The sequence below is a fragment of the Streptomyces sp. NPDC102490 genome (assembly GCF_044765285.1).
GTDB lineage: Bacteria > Actinomycetota > Actinomycetes > Streptomycetales > Streptomycetaceae > Streptomyces.
On the sequence record NZ_JBIWJU010000003.1, the window covers coordinates 570,444 to 583,708 of the forward strand.

13 protein-coding genes and 1 pseudogene are annotated in these 13,265 nt (G+C 71.5%); 5 read left to right on the forward strand and 9 right to left on the reverse strand.

What is annotated here, in order from left to right:
• The first annotated feature begins 132 nt into the window (after window positions 1–132).
• Both ACIRGB_RS09170 and ACIRGB_RS09175 read left to right on the forward strand, forming a co-directional pair.
• Window positions 133–1,116 carry a DUF4349 domain-containing protein gene (locus tag ACIRGB_RS09170; RefSeq protein ID WP_403860571.1) on the forward strand — a complete coding sequence of 328 codons (984 nt, stop codon included), beginning with the start codon at window positions 133–135 and terminating at the stop codon, window positions 1,114–1,116.
• 9 nt (window positions 1,117–1,125) lie between these two features.
• The gene (locus ACIRGB_RS09175) at window positions 1,126–2,529 is read left to right on the forward strand and encodes an FAD-dependent oxidoreductase (RefSeq protein WP_403860574.1); all 1,404 of its coding nucleotides are present in this window, start codon (window positions 1,126–1,128) and stop codon (window positions 2,527–2,529) included.
• 11 nt (window positions 2,530–2,540) lie between these two features.
• Here the strand turns inward: ACIRGB_RS09175 and ACIRGB_RS09180 are convergent, their stop codons facing one another.
• A complete protein-coding gene (locus ACIRGB_RS09180) occupies window positions 2,541–2,888 on the reverse strand; it encodes a hypothetical protein (protein ID WP_403860577.1) in 348 nt (115 codons plus the stop codon).
• Window positions 2,889–3,022: 134 nt separating this feature from the next.
• Between ACIRGB_RS09180 and ACIRGB_RS09185 the strand changes: the two genes are divergently transcribed.
• The gene (locus ACIRGB_RS09185; protein WP_403860580.1) at window positions 3,023–3,841 is read left to right on the forward strand and encodes a rhomboid family intramembrane serine protease; all 819 of its coding nucleotides are present in this window, start codon (window positions 3,023–3,025) and stop codon (window positions 3,839–3,841) included.
• Window positions 3,842–3,858: 17 nt separating this feature from the next.
• Here ACIRGB_RS09185 and ACIRGB_RS09190 read toward each other — a convergent pair whose 3' ends face one another.
• The 4 genes from ACIRGB_RS09190 to ACIRGB_RS09205 all read right to left on the reverse strand — a co-directional run bounded on the left by ACIRGB_RS09190 (window position 3,859) and on the right by ACIRGB_RS09205 (window position 8,838).
• Window positions 3,859–4,104, reverse strand: a complete 246-nt coding sequence (locus tag ACIRGB_RS09190) for a hypothetical protein (protein ID WP_403860583.1) — start codon at window positions 4,102–4,104, stop codon at window positions 3,859–3,861.
• Window positions 4,105–4,299: 195 nt separating this feature from the next.
• The gene (locus ACIRGB_RS09195) at window positions 4,300–4,434 is read right to left on the reverse strand and encodes a hypothetical protein (protein ID WP_403860585.1); all 135 of its coding nucleotides are present in this window, start codon (window positions 4,432–4,434) and stop codon (window positions 4,300–4,302) included.
• A gap of 14 nt (window positions 4,435–4,448) precedes the next feature.
• Complete coding sequence (locus tag ACIRGB_RS09200) at window positions 4,449–7,868, reverse strand: RHS repeat-associated core domain-containing protein (RefSeq protein ID WP_403860588.1); 3,420 nt, start codon at window positions 7,866–7,868, stop codon at window positions 4,449–4,451.
• Between the two features lie 487 nt (window positions 7,869–8,355).
• Window positions 8,356–8,838 carry a MarR family winged helix-turn-helix transcriptional regulator gene (locus ACIRGB_RS09205; RefSeq protein WP_403860591.1) on the reverse strand — a complete coding sequence of 161 codons (483 nt, stop codon included), beginning with the start codon at window positions 8,836–8,838 and terminating at the stop codon, window positions 8,356–8,358.
• 132 nt (window positions 8,839–8,970) lie between these two features.
• On the opposite strand from ACIRGB_RS09205, the pseudogene ACIRGB_RS09210 reads away from it, so the two are divergent.
• A pseudogene (locus tag ACIRGB_RS09210) lies at window positions 8,971–9,410 on the forward strand (phosphatase); the annotation flags it as partial.
• Window positions 9,411–9,436: 26 nt separating this feature from the next.
• Window positions 9,437–9,715, forward strand: coding sequence for a DUF2267 domain-containing protein (locus ACIRGB_RS09215; protein ID WP_403860594.1), 279 nt, complete (start codon window positions 9,437–9,439; stop codon window positions 9,713–9,715).
• Here ACIRGB_RS09215 and ACIRGB_RS09220 read toward each other — a convergent pair.
• The 4 genes from ACIRGB_RS09220 to ACIRGB_RS09235 form a co-directional block, all read right to left on the reverse strand.
• Window positions 9,709–10,152, reverse strand: a complete 444-nt coding sequence (locus ACIRGB_RS09220) for a response regulator (RefSeq protein WP_403860597.1) — start codon at window positions 10,150–10,152, stop codon at window positions 9,709–9,711. The genes ACIRGB_RS09215 and ACIRGB_RS09220 overlap by 7 nt on opposite strands.
• Window positions 10,149–11,786: a CHASE3 domain-containing protein gene (locus tag ACIRGB_RS09225; protein WP_403860600.1), complete on the reverse strand. Its 1,638-nt coding sequence runs from the start codon at window positions 11,784–11,786 to the stop codon at window positions 10,149–10,151. The genes ACIRGB_RS09220 and ACIRGB_RS09225 overlap by 4 nt, the downstream gene beginning before the upstream one ends.
• Window positions 11,783–13,060: a PP2C family protein-serine/threonine phosphatase gene (locus ACIRGB_RS09230; protein WP_403860603.1), complete on the reverse strand. Its 1,278-nt coding sequence runs from the start codon at window positions 13,058–13,060 to the stop codon at window positions 11,783–11,785. Before ACIRGB_RS09230 ends, ACIRGB_RS09225 begins: the two co-directional genes overlap by 4 nt.
• Before the next feature lie 85 nt (window positions 13,061–13,145).
• Window positions 13,146–13,265 (reverse strand): sigma factor-like helix-turn-helix DNA-binding protein (locus tag ACIRGB_RS09235; RefSeq protein ID WP_403860652.1); only part of this gene is annotated, 120 nt, incomplete at its 5' end.

Below are 13,265 nucleotides of genomic sequence, written 5' to 3' on the forward strand. Positions count from 1 at the left end.
AACCCGCGTGTGCGCCCACCCGTGCGTCCCGCGAGTCCGGACCGTGATCTCTTCGGGACCGTTCCGCGCCGTCGTGCGAGCCCCCTCGTGCGTCGTAGAGACATCAGTCGCTACGACCCGGGGGGACCCACGATGCAGAGACGACGAGCGACGACGAGAAGGGCCGTGCCGCCCGCCCGCGCCCTGGCAGGTCTGCTGCTGGTCACGGCGCTCGCCCTGACCGGTTGCAGCGGGTCGGACGCCGGCTCCGGCTCGGACAGCGGCGCCAAGGCCGCCGCGCCGCAGGAGGGCGGGCGCGCCGAGGGCTCGCAGGCCGACGACGGGAGCGGCGCGACCGGTGCGGGCCGGGCCGACGGCGCCGACGCGAGCGCCCCGCCGAAGCTCGCCCCGGCCCACCTCGTCCGCACCGTCTCCCTGAGCGTCCAGGTCGAGGACACGCCCGAGGCGCTCGACGCGGCCCGCACCGCGACCGAGAACGCCGGCGGTTACGTCGGCGACGAGTCCACCACCCGGGACGCCGAGGGCCACGAGCGGACCGAGGTGACGCTGCGCGTGCCGGTGGAGCGGTACGAGGACGTGCTCGACGACCTGGAGGGCGCCGGGAAGCTGATCCGGCGGAACGCGAAGGCCGAGGACGTCACCGACCAGGTGGTGGACGTGGACAGCCGCGTGAAGTCGCAGCGCGCCAGTGTGGCCCGGGTCCGCGAGCTGATGGACCGGGCGACGAAGCTGAGCGACGTGGTGGCCCTGGAGGGTGAGCTGAGCACCCGTCAGGCGGAGCTGGAGGCGCTGCTCGCCCGGCAGGCCGCCCTGAAGGACCGCACGAGCCTCGCCACCATCACCCTCTCCCTGTCGGAGACCCCGGTGAAGCACGAGAAGAAGAAGGAGGACGACGACCCCGGGTTCGTGGACGCGCTGGCCGGCGGCTGGGACGCCTTCGTGACGATGCTGCGCTGGGTCGCGGTGGTGCTCGGCGCGGTGCTGCCGTTCGCCGCGGTGGCGGCGCTGCTCGCGCTGCTGTGGCTGCGGGTCGTCCGCCCCCGGCTGCCGCGCCGTCCGGCACCGGCCCCGGGTGGGGAGGACGGCGGGCGGGGCCGCAACACCCCGCCCGCGTAGCGTGTTCGCATGAGCATGAGCAGGGGCGCCGCGCGCGGTACGAGGGAACGGCTGGTCGTCGTCGGCGGCGACGCCGCGGGAATGTCCGCGGCGTCGCAGGCGCGTCGGCTGAAGGGTCCGGACGAGCTGGAGATCGTGGCGTTCGAGCGCGGTCACTTCACCTCGTACTCGGCGTGCGGCATCCCGTACTGGGTCGGCGGCGACGTGTCCGGACGGGACCAGCTCGTCGCGCGCACGCCCGAGGAGCACCGCGCCCGGGACATCGACCTCAGGATGCGCACCGAGGTCACGGAGATCGACGTGGCCGGGGGACGGGTCCGCGCGCGTGACGTCGATTCCGGGGCCGAGTCCTGGACGTCGTACGACAAGCTCGTGATCGGGACCGGGGCGCGGCCGATCCGGCCGGAGCTGCCGGGGATGGACGCGCCCGGTGTGCACGGGGTGCAGACGCTGGACGACGGGCAGGCGCTGCTCGACACGCTGGCCCGCACGCGGGGCCGGCGCGCGGTGGTCGTGGGCGCCGGGTACATCGGCGTGGAGATGGCCGAGGCGCTGATCAACCGCGGCTACGACGTGACGGTCGTCAACCGCGGCCGGGAGCCGATGTCGACGCTCGACCCGGACATGGGCCGCCTGGTGCACGAGGCGATGGAGGGTCTCGGCATCACCATGGTCGGCGGCGCCGAGGTCACCAAGGTGCTGACCGGGGACGACGGCCGGGTCCGCGCGGTGGCGACGGAGGACGCCGAGTTCCCGGCGGACGTGGTGGTCCTCGGCGTGGGCGTCCGGCCCGAGACGGGGCTCGCCCGGGCCGCGGGGCTGCCGCTCGGCGCGCACGGCGGGCTGCTGACCGACCTGGGGATGCGGGTGCGCGGCCACGAGAACATCTGGGCGGGCGGCGACTGCGTGGAGGTGCTCGACCTGGTCTCCGGTCAGGAGCGGCACATCCCGCTCGGCACCCACGCCAACAAGCACGGGCAGGTCATCGGCACCAACGTCGGCGGCGGCTACGCCACCTTCCCGGGCGTGGTGGGCACGGCGGTCAGCAAGGTCTGCGACCTGGAGATCGCGCGGACCGGCCTCAGGGAGAAGGACGCGCTGCGGGCGGGGCTGCGGTTCGTGACGGCGACCGTCGAGTCCACCAGCCGCGCGGGCTACTACCCGGACGCCTCCCCGATGACCGTGAAGATGCTGGCCGAGCGGCGCACCGGGCGGCTGCTCGGTGTGCAGATCGTCGGCCGTGAGGGCGCGGGCAAGCGGGTCGACATCGCCGCGGTGGCCCTCACGGCCGGGATGACGGTCGAGCGGATGACCGCCCTGGACCTGGGCTACGCGCCGCCCTTCTCCCCGGTGTGGGACCCGGTGCTGGTGGCCGCGCGCAAGGCGGCGAGGGCGGTCGAGGAGCAGCGCTGAGGCGCCGCCGGTCAGGCCGTCCCGTTGATGCGGTCGATGGCCTGCCGGGCCTGCTCGGCCGGGGGCCGGGCGGGCAGGGAGGACACCGAGCCCGGCGCGGTCAACGGCGTCGGGGCGGTCGCCGCGGCGGGCGGCTGCTCACCGGCCGGCCTGGCGTGCGTCGCGGCCCGGGTGGTGCGCAGCCGGTGGCTCACCGCCTCGTCCAGGGTCACCGGCCGCTGCATCTGCGCGGCCAGCCGTCCCGCATCCTGACCGAGCCGGGCGACGTCCTCCCAGGGCAGCCGCAGCACGAGGGCGACCTCGGCCTCGCCGTCGGGCAGGGCGTGCATCGCCGGAGCCGGTGTGACCCGTTCGTTCATCGCCACTTCCTCACGTCGTCCCCGGGCCCGGCCTTCCCCGGGCCTCGGGCGGTTGAGAGGGCATACGTACACACGGACGGGCGCGTTCAACGGGCCGACCGGTTCACCGTCCGCCGGGCGGGCAGTAGTGTCTGGTGGTCATCCCCGTCCATGACGTGAACCCGGCGCGCCGCACCCCGTGGGTGACGTACGCCCTGATCCTCGCGAACATCCTGGTGTTCCTGTTCACCCCCGGCATGACCGGGTCGGCGACGGGCGACGGCAGCCTCGCGCAGCTGTGCGACCTCCAGGCGTTCCTGGACCACTGGGCGGCGGTGCCGCAGGAGCTGCTCCAGCACCGGATGCCCCGCCTGGTGCCCACGGGTGCCGTCGGGGTCGGCCCGCAGGGGCCCGGCTGCGTGGTCGCGCCGCCCGGCTACGACAAGTCGCCGGAGCTGAGCGTCCTGACGGCGATGTTCCTGCACGGCGGCTGGCTGCACCTGCTGGGCAACATGCTCTTCCTGTGGATCTTCGGCAACAACGTCGAGGACCGCATGGGCCACATCCGCTTCCTGCTGTTCTACGGCGTGTGCGGCTACGCGGCGACCTACGGCTTCGCGCTCCTCAACGCCGACTCGGGCGCCCCGCTGATCGGCGCGTCCGGTGCGATCGCCGGGGTGCTGGGCGCCTACCTGGTGCTGTATCCGAGGGCCCGCGTCTGGGTCCTCGTCCCCTTCCTGATCTTCCTGCCGCTGCGGCTGCCCGCCTGGATCGTCCTGGGCCTGTGGTTCGTGCTCCAGGCGTTCTACTCCGGCGGCCAGGGCGTGTCCGACGCCGGCACCGTCGCCTACGTGGCCCACGTGGTCGGTTTCGCGGTCGGCATGCTTCTCGCCTGGCCGCTCAAACGCGGCACTCCCCCGCCACCGGAACCGCGCGGCATCCTCTTCGGACGCCGGGCCCGGCCGGCCCCGTAGCGGCTCGCCGCACCGGGTCAGGTGCCTGCCGAGGTCTTGGCCTCCAGGCTCGTGACGAGCCGGTCGAGGTTGGCCGCCTCCTGGAGGACCGCTCCGTACGGCGGCCGGACCGCGGCGTCGGCCCGGAACTCCTCGACCGCCTTGCCCAGCCCGGCGGTCTGCGGGTCGTTCTCCAGGTACTCGACCGCGTCCGACGACATCTCGGCCGCGGCGGCCACGAGCCGTGCGAGCGCGCCCTTCCCGTTCATCCGGTCAGCGATCACGACTTCCTCCACCGTTCCGACGCGTACGCAGCTTGGCCGCCCGTCCGACCAGCGTGGGCGAGGACGTCATCGGCCGCCAGCCGCCTACGCCGTTCGAACGTCGGAGGCGCCGGTCCCGGTCCCCTCCCGGGGCCGGGACCGACGCCTCACCGAACGTGCGCGAAGGGCGCGGGCACTTCACTGCCCGAGTGCTCCTTACTTCCCGCGCCCGCGCAGGAGGCTCACAGCGAAGAAGACGGCTCCGACGGCCACCAGGACACCGAAGGCGATGCCGAGCCAGGGCGGGCCGTCGGGCCCTCCGCCCGGAGCCGCCAGTTCCACTGCACGCATCTCTCGTCCTCTCGTTACCAGGTCTTCTTGATCTTCGCCGAGCATCCCGGCTTGGCGCTGTAGGAAGTGCTGGCACCGGCCGATGTATCGCCCTGCGTGCTGGCCGACGCGCGGTAGTAACCCGCGGAGCACTCCACCTCTCCGGTCCAGCCGGCGGAGGCGTCACTGGCGCTCGCCTCGTACCCTCCGCTCACTCCCGGCGTGCCGGCGCCCACGGAGACGCTGGGGTGGATCGCACCGTCGTCGTTGACGCTGACACCCCCTCCGAGACAGCCTCCGAAGGCACACACCTCAAGGTTCAGGCCATGGGAGGCCAGGCCGCTCGGGTCGATGCGGTTGACGGGGTCGCCTTCGGCGTAGAGGTAGGGGTTCTTCTCCTGGCCGGAGGGGTCGGGGCTGGTGAAGCGGCCGATGTTGGGGTCGTAGTAGCGGGCCCCGTAGTGGTACAGGCCGGTCGGGTCCTGGTAGCCGCCGGCGAACCGGTACGGCTGGGAGACCTTCTCGGTGGTGGTGGCGCGCTGCACGCCGCGGGGGCTGTAGCCGTAGGTGTTCACCTTGGTGCCGGTCTCGTCGGCGAGCGCGACGACGGAACCGAGCGCGTCGGTGAGGTAGTAGTACGACGTGCCCCCGGTCGTCATGGAGTTCAGCGTGCCCCCGGGTTCCCGGTTGAATCCCATGTCCACGCCCGCGGTGGTCTTGGCCGACAGCCCGAGCGGGCCGTTGTGGAAGAAGGTGTCGCCGAGCCTGATCCGCTCGCTCTGGTCGGTGGAGCCGTACTGGCCGGTGTAGGTCTTCCCGCCGACGGTGACCGAGGTCAGCTGGCTGTAGTCGGTCCAGGTCTCGCCGGTGCGGGTGCCCTCGGGGGTGGAGGCGCCGGCGGTCTCGTTGCCGGTCTTGTCGTAGGACCAGTTGGCCGTCGAGCCGTTCTTCGCGGTGATCTGATGGGCGTCGTTGACGCTGTAGGTGGTGCCGCGCGGGCAGCCCTGTTCGACGCCCTGGCTGGTGAGGTTGCCGGCCTGGTCGTAGCAGTACTGCCAGGAGGAGTTGAGCGTGGTGCCCTTGTCCTCCCTGGCGTAGGAGAAGCGGCCGGCGCTGTCGTAGGTGTAGGTGGTCTTCATGCCGCTGACCGCGTCGGTGCGGGTGCGGACCCTGGCGCCGTCCTTGCCCGCGTTGGCGTAGGAGTAGGCCAGGTCGACCAGGGTGCCCTTGGACGAGGTCGCCTTGATCTTCTCCGGGCGGCTCGACTTGTCCGGGGTCACCGTCTGGACGGTGCCGCCCGGATAGGCGGTCGTGGTGCGGAAGTCGTTGGCGTTGTACTTGTACGTGCTGGTCCTGCCGGTCGGGTCCTTCAGCTCGGTGAGCTTGTTGACCTCGTTCCAGGTGTAGTCGGTGACGCCGGCCGGGTCCTGGTAGGTGTCGACGTTGCCGGCCGGGGTGTAGGTGAGCTTGGTCTGCGAGCCGTTCTGCAGGGTGCGCACCGTCTCCCTGGACAGCGGGTCGAACGCGTACGTGGTCACGCCGGTGCCGTCGTCGCGCTGGCGGAGGTTGCCGTCGCCGTCGTAGTGGTAGCGCACCGTGTCGTTGGTCGAGGAGACCAGGACGACCCGGTCGCGGTGGTCGTACTGGTACACCGTCTTGATGCCGCGGCCGTCGGTGACCGTTTCGGGGCGGCCGAGGGCGTCGTAGGTGTAGGTGGTGTCGCCCAGCGGGGCGGGCGGGTCGACCTTGGACAGGTTGCCCTCGGCGTCGTAGTCGAACGACGTGGACACCGACTTGGTGGCCGACACGGTGGTGGTGGCCTTGCAGATCTGGCCCTCGAAGCCGTCACAGGTGGGGGTGGCGGGGTTGTAGTCGAAGGTCCGCTTGCCGCCCCCGGTCCCCGTCACCGCCACGGACCTGGTGTTGCCGGCGGTGTCGTAGGTGTAGTCGGTCTTCTCGCCGTCGGCGGTGGTGAAGCTGCCGGGCAGGTCCGCGCCGGCGATCGTCTGATACCCGGTCAGGGACGCGGTGGCGCCGGTGGGCAGCTTGGCGGAGGTGGGGTTGTTGCGCGCGTCCCAGCCGTAGGTGGTGACGTTCCCGGCCGTACCGCCGACGCCCATGGCGTCCTCGGCGGTGTCGATGTTGCGGTTGGCGTCGAACGTCCGCTTCCGCGTGTGGCCGAGGGCGTCGATGACCTTCGTGACACCGCCGTCCGCGCCGTGCTCGTACTTGGTCGCGTGCTGCTCCGGGTCGGTGACCGTCGTCGTCCCCGCCGCCGACGGGTCGGCGTCCGAGTAGGCGTAGGTGTAGGTCGGGCCGGTGTGCCCGGCCGCCGCGTCGAACTCGGTGGCGCGCAGCATGGAGCGGACGCGGTTGGCGTCGTCGTAGGTGAAGACCGTGACCCGCCCCTCGGGGGTGGCGATCTTCGTCAGGCGGTCGGAGGAGTCGTAGCCGAAGACCGTGGGCTTGCCCTCGGTGTCCGTGGTCTTCGCCAGGTTCCCGGCCGCGTCGAGGTCGAAGACGGCGGTGCGGCCGGTGTGGTCCTTGGCCTGCCACTGGCTGGCGTCCGTCTTGACCAGATCGATCCAGCGGCCCGAACGGGTCTCGGTGAGCTTGAAGCCCTTGTGCTCGGAGCCCTCGTCGTGCTGGTCGACCGTGACGGTGCCGTGGTTCTTGTCCGTGACCTTGGTGAGCGTGCCGTGCTCGTCGTAGGTGTCCTTCGAGCCGGACTTGCGGTCGGTCAGCGTGTAGGTGCCGTCCGCGTTCTTCTTCAGGTCCTTGGAGTAGCCCTTGGGCGTGGTGAAGGTGCCGTCGGCGTTCTTGGTGAAGCGGACGGTGGCGCCGGTGGCGTCGTAGAGGACGGCCTCGTTGGTGAAGAGGTGGAGGTAGCGCTCGTACTCCTGCCACCACCGCTGCGACACCTTGCCCCAGGGCGCGTCGAAGGAGTTGTAGGTCCGCGCGAGCCGCAGCTTCTTGCCCACGCCGGCGATCTCGAAATCGGTCCCGGCGAGCATCAGGTTGCCGGTGGACAGGTTGACCCGTGCCACCAGGGAGTCGGTGATCCGGAAGTCCGACATCTGGTGCCAGGGCACCGCTCCCTGGTCCTCCGGCACGTACACCGTCGTGGCGGCGGCCGCCGCCGAGGACCGGGACGAGCCCTTCGGCGGCCGGGGCGCCTCACCGGTGCGGGCGCGTTCCTTCTGCTCGGCGCGCCACGCGGCCTGCTCCGCGGTGGGCTCGGCCTCGGCCTTGCCGGCCACCGGCTCGGTCGTGCCGACCTTGACCGGGGGCACCTCGAAGTCGGTCTTCTTGCCCCAGGCCGACGTCGTGCCCGGATCGGTCGGCCCGGGTGTCGGCGCGGCGAACACCGGGGCCGCCGGAGCGACCAGCGACAGCGCCGCCAGGGCCGCTATGAGCCCGTATCGCGAGGATCTCCGGGCACGCCGGAACGGCATGCCTCCAGCACGCGGATGCATCAGCTTCCCCCCACAGGAAAGACCCGGCCACCCTTGCGGTCACCGGGGCGACACAAGCTGTCACATGAGGCACACGAAGCAGCGCCGCATGCCCTGCAACTTCTGCCGCACACAGAAAGGAATCAGCCACCCCGCTTGTGGTCGACAAGTCACCACATGAACTGGCGAGTCATCACATGCCCTGCCCGGTAAAGGCGGTTCGTCGCCACATTGCTGACTCGACTGTGACGTGATCTGTTCGTTCTACGACCGATCCAGAGCGTTTCACGCCGTCCATAGCTGCTTTTCAGCCACGTCCCTACGGCCTGACGGGTCGCCAGGAACGGCTCTGACCAGTGAAATGATCACCGCGGACGAATAGTTGTCGGATGACAAATTGTCCAATTGACCACGGGAACACGGACGCGACTGTTGTCGTTTGACAACTGCGCTCGGGAGGAAGCGGGGTATCCGTGACGGAAGTGAATCAGGCGGACCGGGCTTCGGAGGCGGCCTCGTGGTGTATCCGGTCTGCCGCGGTGTCGCAGAAGGCTTCCAGGCCCTCGACCAGCGCGGCCCTCTTGGCCGCAGGCATGTTCTCCAGCACCGCCCGCAGTTCGCGCTGCCGGCGGGCGCGCAGGTCGTCGAGGAAGTCCCGGCCCCGGCCACTGAGGAGCAGGCGCACCTCGCGGCGGTCGGACGGGCTCACCACGCGCTCGACGAACCCGATGGCCTGAAGCCGGTCGCACAGCCGGCTGGTGGAGGGCGGCGTGGAGGCGAGCGAGTCGGCCAGGGTGCGCAGGTTGATGCCCTGGTGGTGTTCGAGGATGAGCAGGACGCGCAGCTGGGAGGCCGAGGCGGGAGCCGTCGAGGCGCGGCCCCAGAGCACTTCCAGGAGCTCCGCGGCCGTTGAGGTCACGCGGGCGACCTCGTCGGGCTGTGGGCCGGGGCGGGTCGTACTCACATTCATACTCTCGCAGACACTGGGACGGGTGTCAGCGTACTAGGAGCGCGCTCCTACCAGAGATTCGGACACCTGACCTCCCCGCTTCGAGCACATGTCGCCATATTCTCGGCATGCCACGCACAATGATTGGACTTCTCCGTACTGCCCCACACCCTGGAACCGGTGTCGGTGCACAACAGTGCGGAGGACCGGGCCTCGGCGCCCAGGAGCCGTTCACGGAGGACGCGCCGGGCGGCGGGCTGGTCCGCGTCCATCTGCCGGTGAGCGTGCGCGGCGACCGGCTCGGCGTGCTGTCGGTGGTGCTGCCGGGCGGGGACCACGTGCGCGGCTGCCTGACCGACCTGGCCGAGATCGCCGAGGTGCTCGGGCGTGAGGTGGTGGTGGCGGAGAGGGACACCGACCTGTATCTCCAGGCGCGCCGCAGCGACCGGCTCACCCTGGCGGCCGAGATGCAGTGGCAGCTCCTGCCCGGCCGTTCGTGCAGCCGCCCCGAGTACGAACTGGGCGCTCAGCTGGAGCCCGCGTACGCCATCTTCGGCGACAACTTCGACTGGTCCGCGACCGCGGAGCACCTGACTGCCGGTGAACGGCGTCGTCATTCGTGGGAGACGACCGGACCGACCTGGCGTCGCTGCCGCCGCCGCGCACGACGCCGTGGCTGACCGAGGCCGTCCCGGCACACGAGCCGCTGACCCCGGCCGGCTTCCTCGACGCGGTGGCCGTGGGAACGGGCACGCCGGCCGAGGCCCGCCGTGCGGTCAGGGCCGTCCTGCCGACGGTGGCGGCCACGGCGGAACAACCGCTGCTGCGCCGGATCCTGACCCAGCTGCCACCGGGATACGCGCCCCTCTTCGGCTGCGAGGACCCCTGCCGTCAGTGACGGTGCGGGAGGCGGACGACCTGGACGAAGAAGTCGTCGATCTGCCGGACGGCGGCGATGAACTGGTCCAGGTCGACGGGCTTGGTGACGTAGGCGTTGGCGTGCAGTTTGTAGCTGCGCAGGATGTCCTCCTCCGCGGCCGAGGTGGTCAGCACCACGACCGGGATGTGCGCGAGCTCCTCCTCGCTCTTGATCTTCTCCAGGACCTGGCGCCCGTCGTACTTGGGCAGGTTCAGGTCCAGCAGGATCAGATCCGGCCGGGGCGCCTCGGCGTGGGCGCCGCGGCGGTAGAGGAAGTCGAGGGCTTCCTCGCCGTCGCGGACGACGTGCAGGGTGTTGCCGATCTTGTTGTCCTCGAACGCCTCGCGGGTCATCAACTCGTCACCGGGATCGTCCTCGACGAGCAGGACGTCGATGGGCTGCGCGGGGGTCCTCATGAGGAGGTTCCTTCCAGGAGGGGCGTGGGTTCGGGCTGGTCCGTGTCGGGCGCCGGCAGGGAGAAGCAGAATCGGGTGCCCTCGGTGTAGCCGGTGTCGATCCAGATTCTGCCGCCGTGGTGCTCGGCGATCTTCTTGCACAGGGCCAGGCCGATACCGGTCCCGCTGTAGGCGTCGCGGCCGTGCAGCCGTTGGAAGATGACGAAGACCTTCTCGGCGAACTCTTCCGGGATGCCGATGCCGTTGTCGCTGACGCACAGCTGCCAGCCCCGCCCTTCCGCACCGTCGGGGACCTCGTCACAGGTGATGCGGATCTCGGCGGGTTGATCGGGCCGGCGGAACTTGACGGCGTTGCCGACGAGGTTCTGCCACAGCATCACCATCAGGGTGGGGTCGCCGGTGATCTCGGGCAGCTTCTCGGGGCGCTCGATGCGGGCCCCGGCGTCCTCGACGGCGGTGGCGAGGTTGGCCAGTGCCTTGTCCAGGGCGGCGTCGAGGGGCACGGACACGTGGGCGTCGTTGAGGCGTCCGACCCGGGAGAAGGTGAGCAGGTCGTTGATGAGGACCTGCATGCGCTTGGCGCCGTCGACCGCGAAGTCGATGTACTGGACACCGCGCTCGTCCAGCTTGTCGCCGTAGCGCTTCTCCAGCAGCTGGCAGAAGGACGCCACCTTGCGCAGCGGTTCCTGGAGGTCGTGGGAGGCGACGTAGGCGAACTGCTCCAGTTCGGCGTTGGACCGGCGCAGTTCCTCGGCGTGGGCGTCCAGGTCGGCGGTCTGTTCGACCAGCCGCTGCCGCGCCTGCTGCGAGGCGTCGAGTTCGGCGACCACGCGGCGGCGCATGTCTTCCACGGCCTCGGCGACCGAGCGCACGTCGGACGGTCCGTGTGCCTCGATGTGCTCGTCGAAGTCGCCGTCCGCGACCCGGCGGGAGGCCGAGCGCAGCCGGGACAGGGGCCGCGCCACCAGGACGCGGATCAGGGCGGCCAGGAGCATACCGCTGAGCAGGAAGGCGGCCACCAGCGCCGACAGCACCCAGTTGCGCTGGGTGCGGACCTCGACCAGTTCGGTGTGACCGGCGTCCCGGGCCTGCGCGAGGTGCCGGTTCTGCGTCTCGAACAGGGCCCGGATGTGGTCGAAGGCCTCCTTGCCGCGTCCGGCGGCCCGGCTGTCGGCAGGGCGCGGGTCGCCCTGTTTCACGCTGGCCACCAGCGGGTCGGCGTAGTCGCGACGCCACGAGGCCGCGGCTCGCTGGACGGCCTGTGCGTCGTCGAGCAGCTCCTCGCGGCCCGCGAGCAGCCGGCCCAGTCGCGCGGCCGAGTCCGCCTCGCCCTCCTTGCCCTCGGTGTAGGGGGCGAGGAACCGGCGGTCGGCGGTGATGGCGTAGCCGCGCGCGCCGGTCTCCTGGTTCACCAACGCCGTCTGCAACCGGTACGCCTCGGCGCGGGCCGGCTGGATCTGGTCGGTCATCTGGTCCGTGACCTGTGCGGTGCGGTCGAGCAGATGGGCGCCCACCACGGTGCCGGCCACCACCAGGACGGCCATGAAGCCGAGGACCAGGAGGAACCAGCCCTGCACGGTGAGGGCATGCCCGCGCCCCGGTGGGGTCGTCGGTCGGACGGGTGCTGTGGTCATCGGTCCTCGGTCGTTTCTCGTTCTCGGGTCAGGTGCACTACGGCGACGTCGTCGAGCAGGCCCCCGTCTTCTTCCGCCAGTGCCTCGGCCCCGTCGATGAGCGCGTCGACGAACGCGTCCGGGCGGAGCGTCCCCGCGTCCCGGGCCAGCCGCAGCAGGCCCTCCTCGCCCAGCCGTTCGTTGCCCTCGCCGATGCGGCCCTCGAACAGGCCGTCGGTGAACAGCACCAGCCCCGCCCCGGCCGGCAGCCGCAGCTCGTGGGCCGGCCAGGCGAACTCGCCGGGCGGCAGGATCCCCAGGGCCGGCCCGCCCGGTACCTCCACCCGTTCCACCCGGGAACCGGACCGCAGCAGCAGACCGGGGTGCCCGGCACGGGTCACGCCCGCCGTCTCCCCGTCCGGGGACAAGGACACCACGGTCAAGGTGGCGAAGACCTCCGTACCGGAGCGCTCGGCGCTCAGGATCTCCTCCAGCATGCGCAGCTGCCGCGCCGTGCCGGCACCGCTGAGGACCAGGGTGCGCCAGGCGATCCGCAGGGCCACCCCCAGGGCCGCCTCGTCCGGGCCGTGCCCCGAGACGTCACCGATCAGCGCCTGCACGGTGCCGTCCGCCGACTGCACCACGTCGTAGAAGTCACCGCCCAGCAGGGCGTGCGCGCGCCCCGGGCGGTACCGCGCCACCACCTGCACCCGGCAGTCGGGCCGCAGGAGCGGGGTGGGCAGCAGGCCCCGCTCCAGGCGGGAGTTCTCCTGCGCCCGCATCTGGCTCGCCTGCAAGGCCGCCGCGGCCTGCTCGGCCTGCTTGCGCTGGATCGCGTAGCGCACCGCCCGGCCGAACAGCTCGGGCTCGACGCGGCCCTTGACCAGGTAGTCCTGGGCACCGGCCGCCACCGCCGCCAGCCCCGTCTGCTCCTCCGCCAGGCCCGTCAGGACCACGACGGCGACCCCGTCGGCCGCCCGCAGCACCCGCTCCAGCGCGTCGAGCCCCTGCGCGTCGGGCAGGTGGAGATCGAGCAGGACGCAGTCCGGCCGCCCGTGCGCCAGCTCCGCCTGGGCCTCACCGAGCGAACGCGCCCAGGTCAGCCGCATGCCCGGCGTACTGTCCGCGACCAGCTCCTCGACCAGCAGCGCGTCGGCGGCGTCGTCCTCGATGAGCAGTACCGCCGGTTCCTGCCACGCCCACACCGCACCGTCGCCCGCCAGCTCACCCGCCGGCGGTGCCCACGGTGGGGGAACGACGGCAGCCCCAGGCCCGTCCGATAGCATCGGCCCCATCCCTCCCCTGTCCCATCCCTCTGCCACGCCGTACTGATTGTCGTACGACAACCAACGAAGGATAGACCAAGGGCGCGCGTGCCTCTTATGCGTGGTCGAGCATGCCGCTGCGCAGGCGGGTCAGCAGGCGGGAGATGAGCCGGGAGACGTGCATCTGGGAGACGCCGAGGCGCTCGCCGATGTCCTTCTGGGTGAGTTCCTCGAC

Bases quoted from the DNA above. Each gene is read 5' to 3' on its own strand.
- ACIRGB_RS09200 (WP_403860588.1), bottom strand. From the start codon at position 7,868: ATGCCGTTCCGGCGTGCCCGGAGATCCTCGCGATACGGGCTCATAGCG.
- ACIRGB_RS09180 (WP_403860577.1), bottom strand. From the start codon at position 2,888: ATGAACGAACGGGTCACACCGGCTCCGGCGATGCACGCCCTGCCCGAC.
- ACIRGB_RS09195 (WP_403860585.1), bottom strand. From the start codon at position 4,434: ATGCGTGCAGTGGAACTGGCGGCTCCGGGCGGAGGGCCCGACGGCCCG.
- ACIRGB_RS09175 (WP_403860574.1), top strand. From the start codon at position 1,126: ATGAGCATGAGCAGGGGCGCCGCGCGCGGTACGAGGGAACGGCTGGTC.
- ACIRGB_RS09225 (WP_403860600.1), bottom strand. From the start codon at position 11,786: ATGACCACAGCACCCGTCCGACCGACGACCCCACCGGGGCGCGGGCAT.
- ACIRGB_RS09205 (WP_403860591.1), bottom strand. From the start codon at position 8,838: ATGAATGTGAGTACGACCCGCCCCGGCCCACAGCCCGACGAGGTCGCC.
- ACIRGB_RS09230 (WP_403860603.1), bottom strand. From the start codon at position 13,060: ATGGGGCCGATGCTATCGGACGGGCCTGGGGCTGCCGTCGTTCCCCCA.
- ACIRGB_RS09170 (WP_403860571.1), top strand. From the start codon at position 133: ATGCAGAGACGACGAGCGACGACGAGAAGGGCCGTGCCGCCCGCCCGC.
- ACIRGB_RS09220 (WP_403860597.1), bottom strand. From the start codon at position 10,152: ATGAGGACCCCCGCGCAGCCCATCGACGTCCTGCTCGTCGAGGACGAT.